We start from the raw sequence: 22,967 nt of genomic DNA, 5'->3' as shown, positions 1-22,967 counted from the left end.
ACTGGTTAGCGTATCAGCATTCGGCAACGCAACTGGCTGGGCGAATCAGGGAACTCGAATCGCATCAGTCGTCTATTGGCTACTGACTGGAAAAATCACCGCAGACTCACGACAGACTTCCCGAGACTATCCATGCATAACGAATACTTTCACATCAGCAGCGAATCCGGCATCGCACATCTCCAGCTTAACCGCTCCGACCGGCTCAATACGATGGGCCCGGCCTTCTTCACCGGGTTGCGTGACACCGTGCTTGCGCTCGATGACGTGGGCGGCACCCGTGCCCTCGTCATCAGTTCCACCGGAAAGCATTTTTCGGCCGGCATGGCGCTCGACGTGTTCACCGGCACGACGGATGGGTTTGACAACAGCAGTCCAAGGGCCCGATCGGGCTTCCAGCACGCGTTGACGAATCTGATGGATTGCCTGGATACGCTCGATCAGCTCCGGTTTCCCGTCATCTGCGCAATTCAGGGCGGCTGCATCGGCGCGGGCCTCGATCTCGCCGTCGCCTGCGACATTCGCACTTGCACGACCGATGCATTCTTCGCCCTACAGGAAACCCAGATCGGCATGACGGCTGACCTCGGTGTGCTCCAGCGCCTGCCGAAGATCATTCCCGCCGGCGTGGCTCGCCAGATGGCCTACACCAGTGAGCGGTTGAGCGCCGAGCGTGCATTGGCAGTCGGCCTGGTGAATGCGGTGTTGCCCGATGCCGAGGCGCTGCTCCGACACGCGATGGAACTGGCCCGAACCATCGCGTCAAAGTCACCGTTGGCTGTTGCCGGGTGCAAGGCTGCGATCAACTTCGCGCGCGATCATAGTACGTCCGAATCTTTGCGACATATGGCGTTGCTGCAGAGCGCCATCTTCGATACCCAGGATATTGCCGAGGCAATTTCGGCCTGGCATGGAAAACGACAGGGACGCTTCGACGCGCTACCGCCGCTGACAACCCGCAAGACGGACGCCGCATGAGCGGGAGCCGCCGTAGGCCAGTCGCGCGTGCGCTGATGCGCCGCCGTCCCGCTCCGGAGATCACGACCTGACGAGGCAATCGATGCCCTGTTCCATTGAATCGACCATCCGCGACTTGCCCGGCATCGAGCGCGGCTATGGCAGAACTGCCGCGCATTTATGCCCGGAGAGGTGATTTCCTCAGGGTCGCAGCACGGTGTTCTGCGGCGCTGCAATGTGCGCACCGACCGTCTGCAGCATGTCTGGACCTCCCGCGCAGGACGGCTTTCGAGGTCGCCGCGGAACTGCGAGCGCAGCTCGGCCAGACCATTTAGCGAGGCGAGCAGAGTCTCCACCTGGCGCACCGTGCGAACAACGTCCGTAAGCGCGACTGAGCGCACCGACCATTGCCTTCGAGCTGACGATGGGCATCGACGATCAGCGCGTCCAGGTCGCGCCGTGTAGTGGACGCTTCGTCCTGCACCCGACGTACCGCCTCGTCCGTCACGCACGCCACTGCCAATGGTAAAGAAGAGCCGAGGTACATCTACCCGATCTCGTCGGCAAACCTGAGCACCGTGGTTGCAGGCCTCTTGTAGCAGCCTTTACTTGCTCCGGAGAATTCGGGAGGCACGGTTCAGTCGACCAGGCTCGCGATGTATAGGTCTGGGCGTCGTGAAGCGTTTGATTTATATCAATCAATTCAATTCGGTCATGTGACAACCTGCAAACCAAACCAGCGGAATGTGAGAGAGAAAGCAGCGCTCGCTGGGTACATGCCGGCGTTTGGCAGGCTCGTGGCGCCCGTCTCATACGATGTAATCGGGTTGATCTGGTTCTACGTCGCTGTCGCCGGTCGCTTGGGGACGACGCGATTGCGATAGGGTGCGCAGATGCGCGGGATAGGCGCATTTTCAGGAGAGAAGCAATGTACGACACTCCGAAAGAAGCGAAGAACGGCGATTCGAAGCCCAGGGGCAAGCTCGGCAACAACACGTACCTGAAGGAGCTGCGCCGGCTCCACGGCGAATTGGTCAAGATGCAGGAATGGGTCGTGCATAGCGGCGCGAAGATCTGCATCGTGTTCGAGGGGCGCGACGGCGCGGGCAAGGGCGGCACAATCAAGGCGATCACCGAGCGGGTTAGCCCGCGCATTTTCCGGGTGATCGCGCTGCCCGCGCCCACCGACCGCGAAAAGAGCCAGATGTACATACAACGCTATGTTCCGCACCTGCCGGCGGCCGGCGAGGTGGTGATTTTCGACCGCAGCTGGTACAACCGCGCGGGCGTTGAGCGCGTGATGGGGTTCTGCACAGAGCGCGAAGTGCAGGAGTTCCTGTTTGCGACGCCGCTCGTCGAGCGGGCCGTCATTGATTCGGGTGTTATCCTGGTCAAGTACTGGCTGGAGGTGAGCCCCGAGGAGCAGACCCGGCGCCTCGAAGCCCGCATTCACGATGAGCGCAAGGTCTGGAAGCTCTCGCCGATGGACCTCGAATCATTTCGGCGCTGGTACGACTATTCGAAGGCGCGTGACGAAATGTTCGCGAAGACTGACACCGAATTTTCACCATGGTACGTCGTACGCTCGGACGACAAAAAGCGTGCCCGGCTGGACATCATCAGCCACCTGCTTAGCAAGGTGCCTTACGAGAGCGTGCCGCGAGAACACGTGAAATTGCCGCAGCGGCAGAACCCGGGAGACTACCGCGAACCGGACTATCCGTACAGGTTCGTGCCCGTCGCCGCGCATGCCAGCGAGGAACACACCCGAAAATCGCCTGCGAAGCCAAAGGCCAAATCTGACCGCTAGACCTCTCCTCACCGGTCGGCTCGCCCCATGGGTTCGCAAGCGGACCCATGGGCCTGGCAAGGAAATGCGGGAGCATTTGTTCCGCCGTGTCGCACTCCGGCGTGCCTAAGACAATCTGAGCAATGCCGCATGGCATACGGCGCGGAACGGGGATAGCCAAACACCGGTTGAAAATGCCGATGACGCGCGCTCGGATGCGCTCCATGACGCGTCTACGCGCGGGACCAGGGTCCAGTTGCGCTTGTGCGGGAATGACATGATGTAATCGAGAACGTAGGACGGGGTGGAGAGTGTGCTTCCACCGAGCAATTCGAACTGCGATTCGAAGAACGGATTCGAGGAACGATCGGGATGTACCGGATCGAAGAACCCCGGCTTGGCGGGCTGCGTATCAAGGAATGGCGGCGCCGCGCGCACCTGGCGGTTGCCCTGCTGTTTATGGTGCTGCTGGGATCGACGCTGGGGATTGGGTTGCTCGACCATTCTGATGCGCCGTTGACCACAAAAATGTTTACGGCCTTCTGGGATGCGGTCAATCTTGTCACGACCTTGGGCGATTTTTCGGACTTCAATCCGGACCAGAAGGTATTCATGCTCGTCGCCATACTTGCAACGGTGGTAGTTGCCGGTTATGCGTTGCGCCAGTTGACCGGGATGCTGTCGGGCGACGACGTGATGGTTTTCTGGGAGAACAGGGCAATGGAGCACAAGCTGGAAACGCTGACCAACCATGTCGCGGTCTGCCCGTTTGGTTCGGTCGGCCACCTGGTCGCCGCCCGTCTGCGAGATACGGGAGCGACCGTGCTCGTGCTGGAAACCGACGTAAAGCAGGCCGAAAAAGCGTCCGGACTGGGATACATGGTCATCCTGGGAGATCAGAATTCGTTCGACGACGTACTCGAGCGTGCCAAGCTGAGTACCGCGAGTGCACTGTTCGTGACCGGCCCCGATCCGAACAGCAATCTGGAGATCACGCTGGTGGCGCACATGCTCAACCCGGGGCTCCAGATCGTGGTGTCAGGTGAAAGTGATCTGCGCAGAATGTTGCTCCAAAGGGCTGGCGCGTCGACCGTCATCGACCGGAACGACATCGTTGCGCAGGCCATGGTCGGGCAGACCAATGCGCAGCGGCCGAAACGGACATGAAGCAGGTGCTCGACAAGCGCGATCTGAGGGTGGTCCGCCGCCTGTCCTGGCGCGGTCACGCTCCACCGGCTGGCCTCATGGCGGGTAACGTACGGCATGGGCGCCCGACTGGTCGCGGTGACGTTTTGGACCTGCTCACTGCCCGTCAGGAAGGAAGTTTCACACAGGAGGCGACCTTACGAGTGGACACGCTGTGCAGCCGGTTGGCGGAGGCGAGCAGGCCGGATGTGGGCCCCTTCCGGGCGTCACAGACTATCTTTCGGGTGCGGAGCCTCGCAACGCGTGCAAGAATCTTCGTAAGAAGTGTCCGCGCAACCTGCGCGGTAGCTGTCAGCCACCTCGCAACGGTCTGGACCCGGTCCATCTTGCTGGGAGTTGACGAGTGGCGACTGCCGAACCTGATTTCCGTTGCGTCAAAGGCACATGGTCCAGTATCCCCTCACGCGCTCCGGGGGACCCTCCGGGATCGGCGGATATCCCGGCAAGAGCGCCGTCTTCGACGAGGCCATCGCTACCTTTACGTTCGCATGCTCCGACCAGACCGAAGCGGAACATGCGGCGCGCAAGCGCGCGAGCCCCAACGCAAGACGGAGGTCCGTTATCGGCGAGTCGGGATGAAGTGTAGTGTAAGAGGCTGCGCAGGCTACATGCCCGCTTGAAGAGGGCAACGCTCCCTCTGTCGACGATGCCACCGTCTCCTCCGGCGCCAGATTCGCAGACGCATCCGGTATCAGTGGAACGACCTGCGCACACCGTCTGGGGATTTGATGACAATAGGGAGTCCGCGTGATTATGGGACACGATTCATCAACGCATTCCGCTGGCGGCTTTCGCATCCCGGTGCTTGAGTGGGTCCGCGACTATCAGAAGGAGTGGCTCAAGCCCGATATCATTGCCGGGGTGACCGCTGCGGCGGTCGTTCTTCCGAAGGCCCTGGCATACGCGACTGTCGCGGGGCTGCCCGTGCAGGTCGGGCTGTATACGGCCTTCCTTCCGATGGTGATCTACGCGTTCCTGGGATCGTCGCGGCCGCTCAGCGTGAGCACCAGCGCAACGATCGCCATCCTCGCCGCAGCGACCCTCGCCCGGGTGGTCCCGCATGGAGGGACGGCAGACCTGCTTAGAGCCTCTGCAACGCTGACGTTACTGGTCGGAGCCATCCTCGCGCTAGCCGCGCTCCTGCGGTTCGGATTCGTTGCCGACTTTATTTCCGATCCTGTGCTGACCGGATTCAAGGCCGGTGTCGCGGTCGTCATCGTGCTGGACCAGTTGCCGAAGCTGCTCGGCATTCACTTTCCCAAGGGGTCGTTTTTCCACAACGTGCTGGCCACGGTCATGGGTATTCCGCACGCGTCAGTGGCGACAGTCGTTGTGGGCGCGATTACGGTTGGCATTCTGGTGGCAATCGAGCATTTCTTTCCACGGGCCCCCGCGCCGCTAATCGCGGTAGCGTGCGGGATCGCCAGCGTGAGCCTGCTCGGCCTGCAGTTTCACGGGGTTGACATTGTCGGCCATGTGCCGACGGGCTTCCCTTCCGTCACCATGCCCGACCTGTCGCTTGTGGCGTCGCTTGGGCCAGCTGCCGCGGGGATTGCGCTAATGAGCTTTACCGAAACGATCGCGGCCGGGCGAGCGTTCGTTGAGAGCGGAGAACCTGCGCCACAGGCGAATCGGGAGTTGCTGGCGATCGGTTTTGCCAATGTGGGAGGCGCGCTGCTGGGCTCCATGCCGGCGGGCGGAGGAACGACCCAGACCGCCGTGAACCGTCTTGTGGGCGCCCGCAGCCAGCTTGCCGAACTGGTCACGGCTGCCGTCACACTGGGCACGATGCTGCTGCTTGCGCCCTTCATCGGACTGATGCCGCACGCCACGCTGGCAGCGGTTGTTATCGTTTATTCGATCGGCCTGATCAAGCCCTCGGAATTTCGCGCGATTGTCGCTGTGCGGCGCACGGAGTTCGTGTGGGCGCTGGTTGCGGTCTGCGGCGTCGTGCTTTTCGGAACCCTGCCGGGCATCCTCGTCGCCATTGTCGTGTCGCTCCTGGCGCTCGCTCACCAGACGTCCGATCCACCGGTATATGTGCTGCGCCGCAAGCCTGGCACGAACGTGTTCCGCCCTGTATCCGCGGAGCACCCCGACGATGAGGCTTTTCCCGACCTCCTGTTGTTGAGGCCGGAAGGGCGCATTTTTTTTGCCAACGCCACGCACATCGGCGAGAAGATCCGTACGCTGATCGAGCAAACTCATCCCCGCATCGTCGTGCTCCATCTGCGCGCCGTATTTGACCTCGAGTACACGGCGCTCAAGATGCTGACGGAAGCGGAAAAGGAGCTGCGCCAGCAAGGCATAACGCTCTGGCTCGTGGGTCTCAACCCGGGCGTACTGGCAATGGTGCAGCGTTCACCGCTCGGCGAGACACTCGGGCGCGACCGGATGTTCTTCAATCTGGATCGGGCGGTCGCGGCATGGCAGGCACAGCAAGCACCCGGGGCCGTGCGGGGATCGACGCCCTAAGTTCGCCATCTTGTGCTTCTCCGCACCGCGTAGGCGTTGTTCGGTCAAGCGTCAGCGAGCTCACCTGTTGTGACGCGCCGTCGATCAGCACGGTGCTGAACTCGATATCCTGCTATGGCGGCGCCGCGAAAGGCTGCGGCGAAGCGGTTTTTCAAGCGCGTGCTTGCCTCGTGTGCTGAGCGCTGCGCAAGATCCTGACCGACCAGCTACGCTAGCTGTCTGGTGTCAATGCCGGCCGTAATTTCCCATCTGGGGATTATTCATCCGACGGCGATAGTCTGGCCGCGATAACCGAGATTCCCGCACTGGCTAACGTCAAGCACGTCTTCGTCAAAGCCAGCGCGCGGACTTATAACCGTGCTGAAAACGGTCCTCTGCCCACCCGCGAACGCAAGCGACGCATGCACGGCTTCCGCGATCCTGAATGCACACGGGTTTTCTTATCGAGCTTCGGTCCTATATAGATAGTCCGTCCCGCTTTCCATGATCCGCAGCACTTCGCGCTCAAGTGACACTTTCAGCGCGCCTCCCTCTATCGCAAACGGCTCGCCGAACGCTTCCCCGCCTGGCACCGTTTCACTAAGGGCACCCAAGATCCGTCCGTTTTTTGAACAAACGTATGTCCTCTTCGCTATTGCGTCGCGAACAATTCAACGTGAAAGCACCCCCGGCATACCATTTTGGAGCGCCGACGGATCATTCGCCGCGGTGATGGTGGTCGCGGTGCGGCTCGACCGCTGCAGAGCTTGAGGGGACACCTGATCTCGCGGCCCGATGGTCTTCGCATCGAACGGCTGGCGCATGACCATGACGCCGCACGGTCGATGAGCGATACATGCGTATCCCGACGGACCTCTTTCACGGTCTGCCCCGAAAGGATCCTTCTACGCGTCATATGTGGAAAGGACTCGATCCGCTCTGGCGTTCGCGTCCATTCTATTTGTTGTCGATTGCGCCGTTCAATCGAGCTTCAGCACGATGCGGCCATCGACGCGACCATTCTTCAATTCGGCGAAAACATGATTGATATTGTCCAGCAGATCGAGATGAATCCGAGCGCGAACGCGGCCTTGCGCGGCGAATTCGAGGGATTCCTGCAAGTCCTTGCGAGTACCAACGATAGAACCTCGCACGGTAATACCATTGAGTACGGTCGAGAAGATTGGTAGAGGGAAGTCACCCGGCGGCAGCCCATTGAGGGCGACAGTTCCGCCCCGGCGCACCATGCCAAGTGCCTGAGCGAAAGCGCTGCGCGATACAGCTGTGACGAGTACGCCATGCGTCCCGCCGATTTCCTTCTGAATCGCCGCAGCAGCGTCGCATTGCGAAGCGTCGAACGTGAGCGTTGCGCCGAGTTCGCGGGCGAGAGCAAGCTTGTCGGCGGATATGTCGACCGCTGCCACGCGCAGGCCCATTGCAATCGCGTATTGAACCGCGACGTGACCTAGGCCCCCGATTCCTGAGATAGTGATCCATTGACCAGGCCGCGTGTCCGTCATGCGAATGCCTTTGTACACGGTCACGCCTGCGCAGAGGATCGGTGCGATATCTTCGAACGAAACGGACGAAGGCAGGTGGCCAACGTAGTTAGGATCGGCCAGAACGTACTCGGCGTAAGCGCCGTTGACCGAGTAGCCGGTATTCTGCTGCTCATGGCACAGCGTTTCCCATCCTCCGAGGCAATGCTCGCAATGACCGCACGCGGTATACAGCCACGGCACGCCGACGCGATCGCCTTCCTTGACATGAGTGACGTCTTCGCCGACGGCGGCGACATAACCGACACCTTCGTGACCGGGAATGAAGGGGAGTGTCGGCCTAATCGGCCAGTCGCCTTCAGCCGCGTGCAGATCCGTGTGACACACCCCGGACGCCTTGATGTTGACGAGAATCTGTCCCCGCCCGGGTGTCGGGACGGGGACCTCTTCGATAGAGAGGGGAACGCCGAATTCGTGAACGACGGCAGCTTTCATAAGTTGGACCATGATCATTCTCCGAACGGTGAGCCCGTGGCGATCAGTATCTTCTTCACGGATACGGCACAATTGACGTAGATCAACCAGCGCCGATTTTTTCAGATCAGGCCGCACAGGTTGTGATGGCTTTGTCGGACCTCGGTCGAGCCATTGCTCGAAGTGGGGTGCGCGACCGTCGTAGACCGAAGCAATTCTGTCACTGGTCTGGCATCTCGGATGGGTCTCGGCGATTTCCGGTTCGAAGGTCCTGCCATGGGAAGTGGCCTGTACCCACTCGAAATCCGTCATGCCCTCGGCAACGCTTGGCGCTAATGCAATTGGGCGAAAACATTTATCTGGGGGAAGTCAGCCTCGCCCGGTCGCACTCGCGTCGAACGATCGATCGAACGATCGAACGATCGAACGGGCGGGTCGTCGTGCGAGCGACGGGCCACGCGAGTGGGTTTCGGGCCTTTCAAGATCTGCTGCTGCCATTTTTGAGCGCAAGCAGTTGTGCTCAAAATGGCGGGAGAGCGGCACAGCTTAGTCAACCGATGCCTAGTTAACGACGATGCAGCCACGAACGACCGCGCCTAACTCCCGAGACCAAAACAGTCCTCGCTGCGACGACTCCCGGCACCCGCGCAGCATCGAACTCGCCCGATGCGCTCGCGCTGCTCACAGGCGACCACCACGCCGTCGAAAAGAGTTTGACGCCTTCAGAAAAGCCCGCGGGGACGAACGCATCCTGGTCGCCCATCGACCGCTCAATTTCTCGCCCCTCTTTATTGTTTCATCCTGCCGGTCGCGTCGGTCCCCGACGCGCCCTGCGGTGACATTCCCTTTTCGCGTTGGTGCATCAAGGTTCCGCTGGCCGCCTTGCTGCTGCCGGCAGCAGCGGCTCGATCCATGCCGTGGCTACCGGTGCCGGGCTGTGCTTCCTGCTGGTCCTGCTCGGTGGGCTTGGCACTGTTGCTATTTGCCTGCGCGAACGCGCAGGTGCTGGCAATCAGCGAAAACACGCTCAACACCGTCGCTACCCGCTTCATGGTCGTCTCCGGTCCGGTGGCGCAATGAGCGCCGACGCCGCGTCTACGGCGCAGCACGCGTCATACCCGACCCCTGCATATAACCCGATTTTGCTGCTCGCGCGCTGCGCGACAAGGCAGATTGCCCGCACGAAGCAGAGATACATCGTCGTCCACCAGCCAGAGTAGCGTTATAGTCGCCTCCTGTTTTTCTTTTTTCTGTCACTTCGCAACAGGTGTTTCCGTCGTTTGGAGGTTCCACGCTGCCGGCCCCGACCCACGGTATGCGAATTGCGGTCACGAGCATACGGATTGGCGCCGCCGGCGTTGACCGGTTCGTACTTGAGGGGACTGCCATGCGAGTTACGACGAAAGGGTTTTTAATTTCGGTACTGTTAATTGGAATATCGGGTAGCGTGTACGCCCAAGGCGCAGGCGGCGGTGCCGCTGGAGGACAAGGCGGTACAGGAATGAGCAAGCCAAACTCTAGTGGGTCGACCGATACGGTCTCAGGCGCGTCAGGGGCTAATACCATGGCACCCGCAACAACGAGTTCGCACAAAAAGATGCACAAGAAGGCGGGGAGTGCCACGCCTTCGTCGGCTACCGACCCTGCCTCGGGTGGAAGCTGAGCGATAGGATTCCGGACGCCGGGGGGATCGTCAGTCCGGGGGGCCTCAGGGGCGGAGGACCGCGCCTGAGGACAACTCGCCTGACGCCCGGTCAAGCCGAATATCGAGACTCATCTCTGCTACGCGAGTCGGTTTTTGTGATACTCCGACGATTGAGACGCGGCGTGTCCTCCAGAGATCAGCCGCCTTCAGATGCATCAAGGTCTACTGAGCCATTGCCTCTTCAACGATGGTTCCTTGCGCCAACACAGTCAGCTTCTCATCGGCAGCCTTCTCTTCCTTGAGTGTGTCGAGCAGCAGTTTCCGGGCAGCAGCTTCGCCCAGTTTTTCGGCCAGCGCAGCGAGCGTTCCATAGGTCGCGATTTCATAATGCTCGACCTTTTGAGCTGCTCCGATGAGAGCGAGGTCGAGAATGGGTCCTTTCTCCATTTCCTCAATCACTTCGCCGCCTTCCTCGACAAGCCCTTCCATCGCGGCGCACTTGATTCGCTTCAGTTTGATACCGCAGGATTCGACAACCTGGTCAATTCGCGCCACTTGGCCGTGCGTTTCTTCCAGATGCGTTTCGAACAGCGACTTCAATTCCGGATTCGTCGAGGCCCGTGCCAGTTTCGGGAGCGCTTTGGTCAGTTGCTTCTCCGCGCTGTAGACGTCGGACAGCGAGTGAATAAACAGGTCTTTCACAGTCTTTGCGGTCATGATTTGCTCTCTCACAAGGGGGTGGAAAAAGGAGAAGAGAAGAGGGCGCTAGGCGACCCACGGATATCTCGACGACATCACCGCGCAACGGCTATTCCCGAAGTCCTGACCATCCAGAAAATATATTCGAGACGTACGCATGGTGTCGGGAACGCGTCATGCGGAACAAGGACGCAGTCTCCCTGCCCATGTGCGGTGCGTTTGCCGCGCCTCCGCCAGAACTCATCCTTCTGAGACCTCCGTTGTGAAAGCGGTGCGCGACATCGTCACCGCTCTCACAACTTCCGAATCCTGTTGCCTGGCGTTATGAACGGTGCTCCGTCCTTGCCGGGCTCTGAAAGGAGAACACCATGTTTGTCCATAACAAGCGCCTCCAATACACGGTGCGTGTTTCCGCGCCTAATCCCGGCCTCGCAAATCTGCTGCTTGAGCAATTTGGCGGACCACAAGGTGAGCTCGGCGCCGCATGCCGGTATTTCACTCAGGCTGTGGGCGAAGATGACCCTGGTCGCAAGGACCTCCTGTTCGACATTGCAACGGAAGAACTCAGCCATCTGGAAATCGTCGGGTCCATCGTCGCGATGCTGAACAAGGGGGCAAAGGGTCAGCTAGCGGAAGCGGTTGAAAGTGAAGCTGAGCTCTATCGCGGCATGACCGGTGGTGGTAACGACTCCCATATCACAGCGCTACTGTATGGGGGCGGCCCGGCACTCACCAATTCCGCTGGGGTTCCGTGGTCAGCAGCCTATGTCGATACCATCGGTGAGCCTACCGCAGACCTTCGTTCCAATATTGCGGCGGAAGCGCGGGCCAAGATTGTGTACGAACGGCTAATGAACGTGACCGACGACGCGGGCATCAAGGAAACGCTGGGCTTTCTGATGACGCGGGAAATCGCCCATCAGAAGTCGTTTGAAAAAGCGCTCCATTCCATCCAGCCGAATTTTCCTCAGGGAAAGCTTCCCGGTGTCCCGGAATTTACAAGCGTCTATTACAAAATGTCCGCAAGTGACGGAGCTCCGCGAGGTCCGTGGAATGAGGGGCCCGACTGGGAATTCGTCGAAGCGCCGAAACCGGCTGTGGACGGTGGCGACGGCACGGCCACCGTGAACGTGAGTGCCGACGACGCCGAGGTTCTTCGAGCCATGGCTTCGCGTACGGCGTCGGACACTTCCTCTGACCCGATGACTGGCGCTGACCTCGGTGTGGGAGAAGCCGTGAAGTGAGAGTCGCAGGGGCTCAAAACAGGAGCCCCATTCTCCGGATTTTCCTCTACTTCGTTCTGCTGGTAATAACTTGACCGAAAAGGTCTGGCCTGTTGTTACCGCGCATTTAAAACATTTTTTGCTGGGTTCGACCTTACGCAATGTACGGGGCAACCCCCGAAGCTCTGCTCATCCCCGCGTCTGCATCCCGAAGAAAAAGAGAATGCCGCGCACGACGTCAAAGTAATGGGGAAGGGCTGCGAGGCCGATAAACAGCATGCTGTTCATTTGCTTCGGAGTGAAGCGAATTGGCCTTCCGCAGCCCGCCGGGACAACAGCGCTATCAGCGCCTAGTCGCTACGGAGGACAACGGAGCCCGGTCAGGTTTTTCGCCCGTTGGCTGTGACGCATCCCTGATAGCCGCGGTAATCTCCGAACCGAACAGGAAAATGATGGCTGAGAAATATAGCCACATCATGAGCACGGCAAGAGAACCCGCCGCACCGAACGAGTTTGCGGTGCCAGCATGGGCGAGATAGAAGCCGAAGAGATGCCTACCCGCGGTGAAGAGCACGGATGCAGTTATACCGCCGATGAGCGCATGACGAAAATGCACCTTTACGTCCGGCAGCCACTTGATAAGTGCAGCAAACCCGATCGCGAGTATCACCAGTCCGAATGCCGATTCGCCTAGCGTCGCGAGCACAACCAGCCTGGATTCACCAAATATCGCATGGCCGGCGAACTGGATGGTGGCGTCCAGTACGAGGGACACGACCAGCAGGAAGCCCACTCCCATGACCATCCCGAAGGAAACGAGGCGTGCGCGCAGCAGGAGCGCTAACCCGGCGATACCCTTCGGCGATTCTGCGCCAAACACGACGTCCAGTGCAGTATTGAGTGATGAGAACGTCGCAGAAGCACCAACTGCCACAAGGACGATAGACAGTGCGGCGGCCACGCCGCTTCCGTTCGATCTGTGTGCGTGTTCGACGAGAGATTGCATTGCGCTTGCAGCGTCGTTACCAAGAACGCCTTTAATCTGGTCGAACAACCGCCCCTTCGCTGCATCTGGGCCGAAAAACCATCCTGCGACGGCAAGGACGATCAGAAGGGTTGGGGCAAGCGAAAACGCGGAAAAGAAGCCGATGCTCGCGCCCATCATCGAGCAGCGGTCATCCGAGAATTTGCTGATGGCGGTCCGCCCGATGGCCACTATCGATGGGTTGTGTGGTTCGACCTGATTCTTCACTTCTCGCAACATACGCAACCTCACAGATTACGCACACGATGAACTTCCATGGAATCATCTGTGCGAATTCCTCGGTTGAGGCGGATACCGTCCGGTACCCGCCGGGCACAGCTACTTGAGTGCGGGTCAGCGCGGTTTCCCGGGGTTTGGGCACACACAGGCATTCACCTGTGTGTGATTACTGCGGACTAGCTCCGTCCTCGTCGACTTCCTCGCCGTCCTCTGATCCAATCCGCGAGGTTCCTCCTGTCGCGGGCGGGTCGCTTGCCGGGAAGGTGTCTTCTACCGCCTTGTCGACATCCTCTTCGGACTTGTCACCTGCGGGGTTCTGCTGCTTCGGGTCGGTAGCCATCTGGGTCTCCGGTGGGTGGAACGACTTGATACGAGCAAGGGATATTCCGCGAGCTGGGGTCCGCGCAGTTTTCTTGTGATGGTGCTATGAACACGTACCCGCGACGCTGGCGTGCCTCGCGACGCCATTCCGGTCGTCAAGGCATTGACCGAGTCCCAGCGCCACGCAATGTCCGAGTGGGCATATTCGTTGCGCTGATGATGTTTTCCACCTGACAATCCGGAGAACGTCATGAGCACATTCGACCCACAAGGGAGCGCACCTGGCAGTGGGGCGCAAATTGTCGGCAGTGGTACCGGTGACGGACCCGGTCCCGACGTGATGGCTGCAGCGACACTGAAGGGGACGACCGTCATTTCGTCAGACGGTGCAGACGTCGGCAATATTTCCGACATCATGCTGGACGTACGCAGCGGAAGGATTGCATACGCGGTGCTCTCCGAGGGCGGATTCCTGGGAATGGGCACAAGTCTGCACGCGATTCCGTGGAACGCATTGACGCTCGATACCGACGCGGAGTGCTTTCACGTCAGCATCGCCGCACAGCGAATCAAGGACGACCCGGGTTTTGACAAGGATCATTGGCCCTCAATGGCGGACGCCTCGTGGGGTACCACCGTGCATCAGTACTACAACCGCGACCCTTACTGGTCGGCTGTGAGGAACGTGGAGGACTCAGGGTCGAGCAACCTCTGACGTGTCGCGCTTGCAGGCGCGCGTTGAAGCGAAAGCTGCACTCGCGCACCGCGCTTGTGAAGAGCTATCCATCCGCACGCTGTATCCGGCCGCGCAGGAAGCATTGCACGACAGCGACAGGGTCGACGTTGAAGAGGCGTATATCGAGCATTTCCTCGTCAAGACCCTGATTGCGAAATTTGAAACGCTGAGGGCTGGGGACAGGGGCTTCGACGCGACCGTCAAAGTGTTGAGCGCGATGGTAGACCATCATGTCGAGGAAGAGTAGGAGGAACTCTCTTTCCGGAACTGCGCAAGTCGAAGTGCAACCTTCGTGCGCTCGGTGAAAAAATAGCGAAGCGCAAAGCCGAACTGCAGATTTAGCTCGATGCGGTGGGCGGCAGATCGGTAGGCGGCAAGACCTCGACGCTCCAGGTTGGGTGGCGATTGAAAGAGTGCGCTGCCTGTGCCGTGCGGCGCACGAAATTCATGCACGGTCCGTTATGCGCAAGCGCCTAGACGGCCTGAGCGATTACCTTGCGAGCCGTGCCAGCCAGCAACGCGGTAATCCCCGAACGGCCCAATATTCTGAGTGTCTTGCGTGGCCCGAGGGCGATTACGCCGATGCATAAAGCCAGCAGCAGCGTGACGCGCGGTGCCGCCGCCAGCGAAGTGATGAGACCGGCTGCGGGCGGCGTGGTTCGTCGGCGCAACACCGGGGCCGAGGCTGGCGCAGTGTGGTTCGCCAAGAGTAACGCTACTCGCGATGCCGCCATCCGGGTCAGGATCGCGGTCTCTGCCTTGTTATCGTCAGATCGGTGGCTCATTTCAGGGCCTCCCGCAACGTGTCGAGGTCGCTCCGGAGTTCGGTTTGCAGAACATGAAGCGATTGCCCAGGTTTCTGCGCGCGAACGATGAGCAGGGAGACGATGGAAACAACGAGCCACATCGCGGCCACGCCCCAAACCACCGGAAGAAAATAGGATGTCCCCCATGCCGTTGCAATGCCGGCAATGCATACAAACGACAGTGTGAAAAGGCCAGCGGCCGCCAATGCGACGAGCGCGCTTAGTTCACGAACCAGCCTTCTCCTCGTCTCCTCGAGTTCGACGCCAACCAGTTCACCATAATCCGCGGCCCGTTCGACACAGAATCTGCCGACGTTTCGCCACTGAGTGACTCTTAAACGTATGGACATTGCGCTACTCCTCAGGAGCTGGTTGGTTTCGAAGAACGCGGCGACACGTAGCCAGGCGCTTATCGTCTGCGGTCGTCGAGTTCGTCAGCGGGCAAGACCGGATCGCCTTACCTCCGGTCTCTCCAGTCGTGCCGTACGTCGTTGGGGCGGGAGCGAGTCGCCGCGTGTAACGTGCCGAGGACGAAACCCACGCCTGCTGCAATCGCCAGCGCCGCGAACGGCCGCTCTACGGTAGATTCCCGAACGACGTCCGCAAAATCGGCATAGAGTTGTTGCGCCTTGTCACTCAGTTCCTTCGCTGCGCCGCTAACCTGCGCACCGACATCGCCCAGCAAATCCCCGGCGGCTTGCTGCGCGCTGCCGGTCATCTCCTGTAGCGTTCCTTCTTCTTTCCTCGTTTCCATGGTCTGCTCCTCAGGTGAATGCGATCAGGCTGCGCCGGAAAATTTTCCTCCATGAGAGTCGAGCCCCCGCAGTTCTCCGAAATGTTGGCTCGGCCGGCGCCGTGCCAGATGACGCGCAAAAGCCAGGCCCGCTTCCGCAAATCATTGAGGCACGTACGAGAATCGCCGGCGTGCTTCTCCATGGGCTCTTGGCGCAATTTCGGGGAACCTCATGCAAGCGGAGGACCGATCCGCTTGACGCGCCCCACATCGGCAGGTGCAAGCGAATTCACCCGATTCAACTGTTCGTCGACCGCCTGCAGCTCTTCATTTGAGTTCCTCATTGGCCGAGCGAGCATCGAGGAAGCGTGGCTCGCCACCGAGGAATACGGCGCGCATTCGTCGCGGCCGGCCTTGTCTATCCCGGGGCGTAAGCGAGCAGCACTCGCCGCGCCCAGTGATCCGGCTGCAACGGCGACGAAATTAGGCCGGTTGTCGACGAAATGCCGCCTTCGGCATATGTCGCGATAGCGGCTGGCCACATCGTCCCCACCAGACCGGCCCACCCGCACTCGCGGGCACCCCCTGTGATCGAGGAAGGCACGATTTCGCCGCAACGACTGGACAAATAGCGGCGCGCGCCGCGCGGAACACGGCTTGCTCGCCTGTCCCTCGCCTTCATTCGGGCACGGCGCGCGTGGCATCGTGCGGCGGGATCACTCACGCTTACGGAGAACACATATGGACAAGGAACTCGACGCCCGCATCCACACGCGCGCGTACCAAATCTGGCAGAACGATCCGTCGCCGGAGGGGAAGGCCGACGAGCACTGGGAAGAGGCGCGCCGGCAGATCGAGGCGGAAGGCGCTGCCGGTGGCGACACCGTGCAGCAGGAGCCGACCGATCAGTCCGCGGAGCGCGAGCGCGGCTCGAGGATCGCGCCCGAAGAGCAACTGCAGGAGAGCCCGGGCGACGTCAGCGAACCGCCGAAGCGAGCCGGATAAGGCGCGCGCCGCTCTATCACGCCGACGCCGTCGACGGCGTTGCTGCCACTGGCAAGTCGCAACGCGCCGCTCGCGCTTCATGTCGAAATCGCGTTTGACGCCAAGTTGGTCGATCACGGCGTGCTGGCAGGCGTCTCGAAGCACTGCGGCGCAGACCGTGCGCGCTGTCGATGCGGAAGAGGTCGAGTTGCCTGGCGCCGGGGCTTGTCGGGGATTTTGCGCACGCTGCCTCCACGGCGGATCGAGCGAAGCGCAAAGGTGTCGGCGTCTCGCATGCAACCCTCGCGGTGTTGAACGCGAATACCGAACCGCTGGTCCTCAGCCGAAAGAAAAAGCCGTCTTCGCGGTCGATTTGACCGATGCCGGAATGGCACACCTGCTGACCTTCGTACGCAACGCATGGCGCAACCTGACGGCATGCCAGCGCCCGAACGGTGGCCTGATATGAACTGCCTCACGCTCCCGGTCTGCAACCGCAAGCGCGCGCATCCCAAAGCATGCCCACAGTCGGGCCATGCGTGGCACGTGCGTGCGCGCTACTGACCGCGCGGCAGGCGCACAGCGAATACGGTCTCTGTCTCGTCGGACCTCGCCTCGATCTCGCCCCCATGGGCCTTGGCAATCTCGCGCGCGATATACAGTCCGAGCCCCAGACTGCCGTCGTCGTTATATGAACCTTCCTGATCCAAGCCACGCTGAAGTGGGTCAAAGATCCGATCCAGCGTGATCCGTTCGATGGCGGGCCCGTGGTTCCTGACCTCGAAACGAACCTCCCGCGCGTCGTCAGTGACCACCACCCGCACCGGCGCATCGGGCGCCCCGTACTTGATTGCATTCAAAACCAGATTGCCGAGCAACTGCTGCAGACGGCGGCCGTCCCAAATACCCCGACAGTCACCCGCCACGTCGAGATCGACCTGACGGTCTGGGTGCGCTGCCCGCAACTGGTCGAGTTCGTCGGCAAGCAGTTTCTCCAGGTCGCCATCGGTCGGCGCGATATTGACACCCAAACCCAGCCGGGTTCGATTGAAATCAAGCATATCGCCCAGAAGGGCCTGCATGCGCGCGCCGCTTCTGATCAAACAGGATGCGGCTCCGGATATCTGCTCCCCGGCGTTCAGTGCTGCAAGACATTGGGCCGTCACCAGGATCGTCTGGAGCGGGCTGCGCATATCGTGCCCGAGCATGCCAAGAAAAAGATTCCGGGCCTGGTCTACCTGCGCGCTGAACTGACCGACCGATTCCGCAAGTGCCTGGTCGATGGCCTCGTTGAACCGGATGACATCATCCGGATATGGGGCTTCGGGCTGGCAGTCGTCCATCCAGAGGCGCAGAACGCTGGCTCGCAGCGCGCGGTACTCCGCAGCCCAGGTGAGCCGAGGATATGCCATGAGCAGAATTTTGGTTGTCGACAACGAGCCAGAGGTCATTGAGGCGCTTCGGATCACCCTGGAAGGGTATGGTCACCAGATGATGACAGCTCTCGACGGCTGGGAAGCATTCGAGCTCGTTTCGGGCAAGCTACCCGATGTCATCATCACCGACTGGAGGATGCCTCGAGTCGATGGCTTGGGCTTCTGCCGTCTGTTGCGCCACAGCCAGCCTTTCGCTGGCTTACCGGTCATTCTGGTTTCTGCCGATGAACCGCCGAACGACTGTCGTCCACAACTCTATGACGCGTACCTTCGCAAACCGGTAGCCATTGAGGAGTTGGTGGCGCTGGTCTCGGCCCTGGTGTCGAGACCGTGTTGAACGAGCGGGCACAGTCTGCGCACAGGGTGCGCATGCGGTTCGCGTCCGGGGCAAAGGACGAATGCTCCGCCTGTAGCACACTGCGAAAGGTGATGCCTAGATTTTCATGGCCTAGTCTGCGGCCCACTTCCGTATGAACATGGCGTTCGCATTGGCATCTCACGACACCGCGGAGTCTGTCGCACGACGGGCTCTACGGCGCCTTCGATTCTCTCTTTTCGGAACACACGCGATCGTGCCCGCGGAGTGGTCAGCCGTTGGGACCGGAGGACGTTACGGGGCGCGAACATCGTGTCTTCGAGGAAACGTGTAAAGGGCTGGGAGATCGCGCGCGGACTTGACTTTGCCTTGTCGCGAGCACTTCTCGGATAAAAATGAAATTGCCGCGCTCTTACGGCACAGCGATTGCGCTTACACAAGAGCCACAAACTTACGAGGAGTGAATCATGACGCACACACCTGTTGAGCAACGCGCGCCGGACGAAAAGCCCGACGGCGCTACTGACCAGACTATCGAAGACACCTTCCCTGCAAGCGATGCATCGGCAACGGGCGGCGCGACGCGGATCGAAGATGAGGAAGATGGTGACCTGCCTGGCATCGATCCCGATGAAGACGTCCCCGAGGAAGACACTTCCCGTGAGCCGTCACCTGGCGATGGTCCACCCGACGAGGCTACACCTCAAGGGAAGAAGTAATGCGGTGCGCGGCCGCACGAGATGCGGTCGCACCAATCTCATCAAGCGCCGATTTTCTGGAATGCTGATCTTTCTTACCTGTAGCTTCTACACGAGACGTCATGCCCACCTCTTTCAAGAATGCCAGCCTATCGCGCGGCACGGCCGGAGCGGTCGCCGCCACGGCTGTCGCCGGTGCGGCCACCGCGCTGTGGGTTTTGTATCGAGCGCGGAAAGCCGAACGTGATAATCCGCCCCTGGGCGGTTTTGTCGAAGTGGACGGTACTCGGCTCCACTTCATCGATAAAGGGAAAGGGCCGGCTGTCGTGTTGCTGCACGGGAACACCGTCCAGTTACAGGATTTTATCGGCTGCGGTTTGATTGACCGGTTAGCCCAACATCACCGGGTGATCGCATTCGACCGCCCGGGATTCGGACACAGCGAGCGTCCGCGAGATCGCCTCTGGACCGCGCAGGCCCAAGCCGCGGTCATACGCCACGCACTCTTGCAGCTCGATGTGACGCAGCCTGTCGTGGTCGGGCATTCGTGGGGCGCGCTGGTCGCCCTCGGCCTGGCAACAGAATTTCCGAAGGATGTGAGGGGCCTCGTGCTGATTTCAGGCTATTACTATCCTTCGGCCCGCATGGACGTCGCGCTGGCGACTCCGGTGGCGCTTCCACTGTTAGGCGACGCGTTGCGCTACACGGTTTCACCGCTAACCGGCCGCGTCATGCTACGGCGCAGTGTCGAGGCGATGTTCGCACCTGCGCCAATGCCCGACAGGTTTTTCGATGTCGTGCCCCGTGAAATGTTGCTACGTCCCGTGCAGATCCGGGCAGCGGCAGAGGACGCCGCGTTCATGATCCCGTCGGCAGCGCATTGTTGCGCTCACTACGCCACTCTAAAAATGCCAGTGAGTATCTTCGCCGGCGACGGCGACAAGGTCGTCGCCCCCGAAGCGCAATCCGTCCGGCTGCATCGGGATCTGCCACACAGCGACCTGACCGTGAGGCCCGGAGCAGGGCATATGGTTCACTACGCGCTCACTGAGGAAATCACTAACGCGGTTGATCGCATGAGCGCCGGTACAGATACTAAAAAGATCGAATCCAGCAGGTCCGTGGACGACGTTCCACTGACCATGGCCGATTAAGCGGTCTGTCTCGCCCTCGGATTCCTGCTGGATTAACTCGCATCACGCTGTACTCATCCCGGGTGCAGTTTCGAAATTCAATCAAGGAACAGTCATGCCTACGAAGACCCTTAAGGATCTGTTTATCCATTCCCTATCGGATATCTATAGCGCCGAAAAACAGATGACGAAGTCTCTGCCCAAGATGGCCCGCGCGTCGAGCAGCCCGGATCTCAGGGCCGCATTCGAGAAACACCACGAAGAGACGCTGGGCCAGGTTCAACGGATCGACCAGATCGTCGAGACGAGCGAAATCAAGCTCAAGCGCGTCAAGTGCGTCGCGATGGAAGGTCTTGTCGAGGAAGGGCAGGAGCAGATCGACGAGATCGAGAAAGGCCCTGTCCTCGACACGGCGTTGATTGCCGCAGCCCAGAAGGTTGAGCACTATGAAATCGCATCTTACGGTTCGCTGATTGCACTGGCCAGGCAACTGGGAGAAACAGAGGCGGCGAGACTCCTGGCCGAAACGTTGAAGGAAGAGAAGGCGACGGACGACGCGCTTTCGTTGCTGGCCGAAGAGAAGGTGGCAGCAGAAGCAATGGGCAAGTAACGGGTTTATGCAGTTACAGCTGCATCTCAAAACTATCAAGCAACGCTTATCTCAACACGGAGTATCAAATGTTCTTTTATTCGCCACAGCAGATCGCGGATCTTCATAAAGCCGGTTACCAGTCATTCGTCAATCTGACAGGAAAATACATGAAGGGACTTCAGGAAGTTGCGGAGCTGAACGTTCAAACGATGAAGACAATCATTGAGGAGAGCAACAATTTTCCGATGGACGACGTCACCGAAAGCGCCAACAATTTGCCGGAATGGCAATCCAGCATGCTGAGCCAGCTTCCCGGAAAAGTGACTTCCTACAATCGTCATTTGCACACGATCATTCTGTCGACGGGCGCCGAAGTTGCGCGCGAGGTCCGACGCCAGTACGAAAGTCGAGGTGGCCAGGTCAACGCCATATTCCTGGAGGCGATAGAAAAGGCTAACGCTACGTCGACCAGAACGGCTGAAACCCCGGAGAACACCGTTACAAAGCCAGCGCAGGACGCAGTCGAGACCACCGTCAAAGACGCAGTAGAAAGCGCTTCATCCGACGCCATTTCGCAGACGGCGAAGGCGACTGGTGACTTCCTGGCCGGGGGCGAAGCGATGCTGCCTCAGCCTGCCAGATCCGGCAACAAGCGCTAAACGACAGATCTTTCCCGTGTAGCATCTGAATGCAGGTAAACAGGACCCGCCGAAGGCGGGTTTGTTTTGCAGGCATGCGATGCGCGACAGCTGACCGACAAGAACACCATGAATAATTCCAACCCGTTTCTATTCGTGCAGAATCTTACCCTTGCACTTTTTTTGCGCGACCCTGTGGAAGCGACCACAAGTTTCCTCTGCGGATTAATGCCAGAGGACACTTCGGCCGGTCAGGAGCCGTCTCACAACGATGATCAATGCACGGATTTGCCGACGACACCATCGCTGACGAGAGGGCTGGATGAGTCTATATGGCAGCAAAAGACGTTTCGGGGAACGGTGGGAGCGCGAAACTACAAAGTTTATGTGCCGACATCTTACGAACGCGAACAACTCCCGATGGTCGTCATGCTCCATGGTGCCAACCAGGATCCTGACGATTTCGCTGCCGGGACAAGGATGAATGTTCTGGCTGAGGAGGCGCGATACATCGTCGTCTACCCGGAGCAACCGCAAAGCGCCAATGCCGCGAGATGCTGGAACTGGTTTCGTCCGGGCGATCGGGTCCGCGATTCGGGTGAAGCCGCGCTCATTGCCGAGCTCACTCGCGAGGTGATGACCATGTATAACGCGGATTCCACCCGCATCTACGTGGCCGGCATGTCGGCTGGCGGCGCAATGGCAGTCAATCTTGCTGTCACTTATGCCGATCTTTACGCGGCCGCCGGGATCCACTCCGGTTTAGCGTACGGAATTGCAGATGACGCATTTTCCGCCATATCTGTGATGAATCACGGGTCGGCCGATTTTCAGTTTGAATTGTTGCGGAAAGAATCAGAGCAACGTGCCTATACACCTCTGATCGCCTTTCATGGGGATCAGGATACAGTCGTGCACCCCCGTAATTGTGACGATCTGATACGCATGAACTGCATCTTTGCGGTCTCGTCACAGAGCGCGTCCCGTCAGACCACGACGGTTGCGACGGAGGAGGGCGGCATCTATGGGCATACGCGCAGACTTTCATACGACGACAAGGGCAAGATCGTCGGAGAACAATGGATTATCCATGGTCTCGACCATGCGTGGTCCGGCGGCGATAGCGCGGGAAGCTACAGCGACTGTAACGGACCGGATGCATCTCGCGAAATGCTTCGCTTCTTCGCCTCTGTCAATCTCAATACAGGCGGCGACCGGGAGTTCGAAGCCTGATCGAAGGTCGGCGTCGTTTTCACTTCTCGGCGCTTTCCGGTCAAGCCTGATTGCTGGCGACGACTTCCTGCCGCCTTGACGCGGCACAACGATTGCGGTTGATACACGTATTGCAAGAATTCGCAGTCGCG

At 59.9% G+C, this 22,967-nt stretch carries 22 protein-coding genes and 3 pseudogenes; 15 read left to right on the top strand and 10 right to left on the bottom strand.

Annotation, left to right across the window (positions count from 1 at the left end):
* Positions 1-132: 132 nt before the first annotated feature.
* From CI15_RS25390 to CI15_RS37790, 5 genes and pseudogenes are all read left to right on the top strand, one after another.
* Positions 133-978: an enoyl-CoA hydratase-related protein gene (locus CI15_RS25390; RefSeq protein WP_062132934.1), complete on the top strand. Its 846-nt coding sequence runs from the start codon at positions 133-135 to the stop codon at positions 976-978.
* A gap of 907 nt (positions 979-1,885) precedes the next feature.
* Positions 1,886-2,767, top strand: coding sequence for a polyphosphate kinase 2 (gene ppk2, locus CI15_RS25385; RefSeq protein WP_082814293.1), 882 nt, complete (start codon positions 1,886-1,888; stop codon positions 2,765-2,767).
* Between the two features lie 351 nt (positions 2,768-3,118).
* Complete coding sequence (locus tag CI15_RS25380; protein ID WP_062132931.1) at positions 3,119-3,913, top strand: NAD-binding protein; 795 nt, start codon at positions 3,119-3,121, stop codon at positions 3,911-3,913.
* 792 nt (positions 3,914-4,705) lie between these two features.
* Positions 4,706-6,427, top strand: coding sequence for a SulP family inorganic anion transporter (locus CI15_RS25370; RefSeq protein WP_062132925.1), 1,722 nt, complete (start codon positions 4,706-4,708; stop codon positions 6,425-6,427).
* A gap of 73 nt (positions 6,428-6,500) precedes the next feature.
* Positions 6,501-7,038 (top strand): annotated as a pseudogene (locus CI15_RS37790) (DDE-type integrase/transposase/recombinase); the annotation flags it as partial.
* A gap of 348 nt (positions 7,039-7,386) precedes the next feature.
* On the opposite strand, the gene adhP reads toward CI15_RS37790, so the two are convergent.
* The 3 genes from adhP to CI15_RS25355 form a co-directional block, all read right to left on the bottom strand.
* Positions 7,387-8,412: an alcohol dehydrogenase AdhP gene (adhP, locus tag CI15_RS25365; protein ID WP_062134151.1), complete on the bottom strand. Its 1,026-nt coding sequence runs from the start codon at positions 8,410-8,412 to the stop codon at positions 7,387-7,389.
* 755 nt (positions 8,413-9,167) lie between these two features.
* Positions 9,168-9,431, bottom strand: a complete 264-nt coding sequence (locus CI15_RS25360) for a hypothetical protein (RefSeq protein WP_062132920.1) — start codon at positions 9,429-9,431, stop codon at positions 9,168-9,170.
* A gap of 815 nt (positions 9,432-10,246) precedes the next feature.
* Positions 10,247-10,741, bottom strand: coding sequence for a YciE/YciF ferroxidase family protein (locus CI15_RS25355; RefSeq protein ID WP_062132917.1), 495 nt, complete (start codon positions 10,739-10,741; stop codon positions 10,247-10,249).
* A gap of 350 nt (positions 10,742-11,091) precedes the next feature.
* Between CI15_RS25355 and CI15_RS25350 the strand changes: the two genes are divergently transcribed.
* The gene (locus CI15_RS25350) at positions 11,092-11,967 is read left to right on the top strand and encodes a manganese catalase family protein (RefSeq protein ID WP_062132915.1); all 876 of its coding nucleotides are present in this window, start codon (positions 11,092-11,094) and stop codon (positions 11,965-11,967) included.
* 322 nt (positions 11,968-12,289) lie between these two features.
* On the opposite strand, the gene CI15_RS25345 is transcribed toward CI15_RS25350, so the two are convergent.
* Positions 12,290-13,210 (bottom strand): YihY/virulence factor BrkB family protein, encoded by a 921-nt coding sequence (locus CI15_RS25345; protein ID WP_062132912.1) that lies wholly within the window; start codon positions 13,208-13,210, stop codon positions 12,290-12,292.
* A gap of 166 nt (positions 13,211-13,376) precedes the next feature.
* Positions 13,377-13,550, bottom strand: a complete 174-nt coding sequence (locus CI15_RS37370; protein WP_162842061.1) for a hypothetical protein — start codon at positions 13,548-13,550, stop codon at positions 13,377-13,379.
* A 231-nt stretch (positions 13,551-13,781) separates the two neighbouring features.
* Between CI15_RS37370 and CI15_RS25340 the strand changes: the two genes are divergently transcribed.
* Positions 13,782-14,246 (top strand): PRC-barrel domain-containing protein, encoded by a 465-nt coding sequence (locus CI15_RS25340; protein WP_062132910.1) that lies wholly within the window; start codon positions 13,782-13,784, stop codon positions 14,244-14,246.
* A gap of 22 nt (positions 14,247-14,268) precedes the next feature.
* Positions 14,269-14,609 (top strand): annotated as a pseudogene (locus CI15_RS25335) (hemerythrin domain-containing protein); the annotation flags it as partial.
* A 131-nt stretch (positions 14,610-14,740) separates the two neighbouring features.
* On the opposite strand, the gene CI15_RS25330 reads toward CI15_RS25335, so the two are convergent.
* From CI15_RS25330 to CI15_RS36710, 4 genes are all read right to left on the bottom strand, one after another.
* Positions 14,741-15,052: a hypothetical protein gene (locus CI15_RS25330; RefSeq protein ID WP_241495925.1), complete on the bottom strand. Its 312-nt coding sequence runs from the start codon at positions 15,050-15,052 to the stop codon at positions 14,741-14,743.
* On the bottom strand, positions 15,049-15,423 hold the full coding sequence (locus CI15_RS25325) for a phage holin family protein (protein ID WP_062132907.1): 375 nt from the start codon (positions 15,421-15,423) through the stop codon (positions 15,049-15,051). Before CI15_RS25325 ends, CI15_RS25330 begins: the two co-directional genes overlap by 4 nt.
* Positions 15,424-15,530: 107 nt before the next feature.
* Positions 15,531-15,827, bottom strand: coding sequence for a CsbD family protein (locus CI15_RS25320; protein ID WP_062132901.1), 297 nt, complete (start codon positions 15,825-15,827; stop codon positions 15,531-15,533).
* Between the two features lie 209 nt (positions 15,828-16,036).
* Positions 16,037-16,348 carry a hypothetical protein gene (locus tag CI15_RS36710; protein ID WP_153041193.1) on the bottom strand — a complete coding sequence of 104 codons (312 nt, stop codon included), beginning with the start codon at positions 16,346-16,348 and terminating at the stop codon, positions 16,037-16,039.
* Between the two features lie 199 nt (positions 16,349-16,547).
* Here CI15_RS36710 and CI15_RS25315 point away from each other — a divergent pair, with 199 nt between their 5' ends.
* A complete protein-coding gene (locus tag CI15_RS25315) occupies positions 16,548-16,811 on the top strand; it encodes a DUF2934 domain-containing protein (protein ID WP_062132899.1) in 264 nt (87 codons plus the stop codon).
* Between the two features lie 536 nt (positions 16,812-17,347).
* Here CI15_RS25315 and CI15_RS25310 read toward each other — a convergent pair.
* Positions 17,348-18,178 (bottom strand): annotated as a pseudogene (locus CI15_RS25310) (sensor histidine kinase); the annotation flags it as partial.
* Positions 18,179-18,200: 22 nt separating this feature from the next.
* Between CI15_RS25310 and CI15_RS25305 the strand changes: the two are divergent.
* The 6 genes from CI15_RS25305 to CI15_RS25280 all read left to right on the top strand — a co-directional run bounded on the left by CI15_RS25305 (position 18,201) and on the right by CI15_RS25280 (position 22,836).
* Positions 18,201-18,563, top strand: coding sequence for a response regulator (locus tag CI15_RS25305; RefSeq protein WP_062132894.1), 363 nt, complete (start codon positions 18,201-18,203; stop codon positions 18,561-18,563).
* Positions 18,564-19,009: 446 nt separating this feature from the next.
* Entirely contained in the window at positions 19,010-19,261 is a 252-nt protein-coding gene (locus CI15_RS25300; protein ID WP_062132891.1) for a hypothetical protein, read from the top strand.
* Positions 19,262-19,362: 101 nt separating this feature from the next.
* Positions 19,363-20,394 carry an alpha/beta fold hydrolase gene (locus CI15_RS25295; protein ID WP_062132888.1) on the top strand — a complete coding sequence of 344 codons (1,032 nt, stop codon included), beginning with the start codon at positions 19,363-19,365 and terminating at the stop codon, positions 20,392-20,394.
* Between the two features lie 94 nt (positions 20,395-20,488).
* The gene (locus tag CI15_RS25290) at positions 20,489-20,983 is read left to right on the top strand and encodes a YciE/YciF ferroxidase family protein (RefSeq protein WP_062132886.1); all 495 of its coding nucleotides are present in this window, start codon (positions 20,489-20,491) and stop codon (positions 20,981-20,983) included.
* 68 nt (positions 20,984-21,051) lie between these two features.
* Positions 21,052-21,624, top strand: a complete 573-nt coding sequence (locus tag CI15_RS25285; protein WP_062132882.1) for a phasin family protein — start codon at positions 21,052-21,054, stop codon at positions 21,622-21,624.
* Positions 21,625-21,732: 108 nt separating this feature from the next.
* Complete coding sequence (locus CI15_RS25280) at positions 21,733-22,836, top strand: extracellular catalytic domain type 1 short-chain-length polyhydroxyalkanoate depolymerase (RefSeq protein ID WP_241495924.1); 1,104 nt, start codon at positions 21,733-21,735, stop codon at positions 22,834-22,836.
* Positions 22,837-22,967 lie beyond the last annotated feature (131 nt).

It is taken from the genome of Paraburkholderia monticola (assembly GCF_001580545.1).
Taxonomy (GTDB): Bacteria; Pseudomonadota; Gammaproteobacteria; order Burkholderiales; family Burkholderiaceae; genus Paraburkholderia; species Paraburkholderia monticola.
This window is presented reverse-complemented; position numbering and strand designations above follow the sequence as displayed.

Coding starts and splice junctions, on each gene's coding strand:
- CI15_RS25390 (WP_062132934.1), top strand. CDS start 133: ATGCATAACGAATACTTTCACATCAGCAGCGAATCCGGCATCGCACAT.
- ppk2 (WP_082814293.1), top strand. CDS start 1,886: ATGTACGACACTCCGAAAGAAGCGAAGAACGGCGATTCGAAGCCCAGG.
- CI15_RS25380 (WP_062132931.1), top strand. CDS start 3,119: ATGTACCGGATCGAAGAACCCCGGCTTGGCGGGCTGCGTATCAAGGAA.
- CI15_RS25370 (WP_062132925.1), top strand. CDS start 4,706: ATGGGACACGATTCATCAACGCATTCCGCTGGCGGCTTTCGCATCCCG.
- adhP (WP_062134151.1), bottom strand. CDS start 8,412: ATGGTCCAACTTATGAAAGCTGCCGTCGTTCACGAATTCGGCGTTCCC.
- CI15_RS25360 (WP_062132920.1), bottom strand. CDS start 9,431: ATGAAGCGGGTAGCGACGGTGTTGAGCGTGTTTTCGCTGATTGCCAGC.
- CI15_RS25355 (WP_062132917.1), bottom strand. CDS start 10,741: ATGACCGCAAAGACTGTGAAAGACCTGTTTATTCACTCGCTGTCCGAC.
- CI15_RS25350 (WP_062132915.1), top strand. CDS start 11,092: ATGTTTGTCCATAACAAGCGCCTCCAATACACGGTGCGTGTTTCCGCG.
- CI15_RS25345 (WP_062132912.1), bottom strand. CDS start 13,210: ATGTTGCGAGAAGTGAAGAATCAGGTCGAACCACACAACCCATCGATA.
- CI15_RS37370 (WP_162842061.1), bottom strand. CDS start 13,550: ATGGCTACCGACCCGAAGCAGCAGAACCCCGCAGGTGACAAGTCCGAA.
- CI15_RS25340 (WP_062132910.1), top strand. CDS start 13,782: ATGAGCACATTCGACCCACAAGGGAGCGCACCTGGCAGTGGGGCGCAA.
- CI15_RS25330 (WP_241495925.1), bottom strand. CDS start 15,052: ATGAGCCACCGATCTGACGATAACAAGGCAGAGACCGCGATCCTGACC.
- CI15_RS25325 (WP_062132907.1), bottom strand. CDS start 15,423: ATGTCCATACGTTTAAGAGTCACTCAGTGGCGAAACGTCGGCAGATTC.
- CI15_RS25320 (WP_062132901.1), bottom strand. CDS start 15,827: ATGGAAACGAGGAAAGAAGAAGGAACGCTACAGGAGATGACCGGCAGC.
- CI15_RS25315 (WP_062132899.1), top strand. CDS start 16,548: ATGGACAAGGAACTCGACGCCCGCATCCACACGCGCGCGTACCAAATC.
- CI15_RS25305 (WP_062132894.1), top strand. CDS start 18,201: ATGAGCAGAATTTTGGTTGTCGACAACGAGCCAGAGGTCATTGAGGCG.
- CI15_RS25300 (WP_062132891.1), top strand. CDS start 19,010: ATGACGCACACACCTGTTGAGCAACGCGCGCCGGACGAAAAGCCCGAC.
- CI15_RS25295 (WP_062132888.1), top strand. CDS start 19,363: ATGCCCACCTCTTTCAAGAATGCCAGCCTATCGCGCGGCACGGCCGGA.
- CI15_RS25290 (WP_062132886.1), top strand. CDS start 20,489: ATGCCTACGAAGACCCTTAAGGATCTGTTTATCCATTCCCTATCGGAT.
- CI15_RS25285 (WP_062132882.1), top strand. CDS start 21,052: ATGTTCTTTTATTCGCCACAGCAGATCGCGGATCTTCATAAAGCCGGT.
- CI15_RS25280 (WP_241495924.1), top strand. CDS start 21,733: ATGAATAATTCCAACCCGTTTCTATTCGTGCAGAATCTTACCCTTGCA.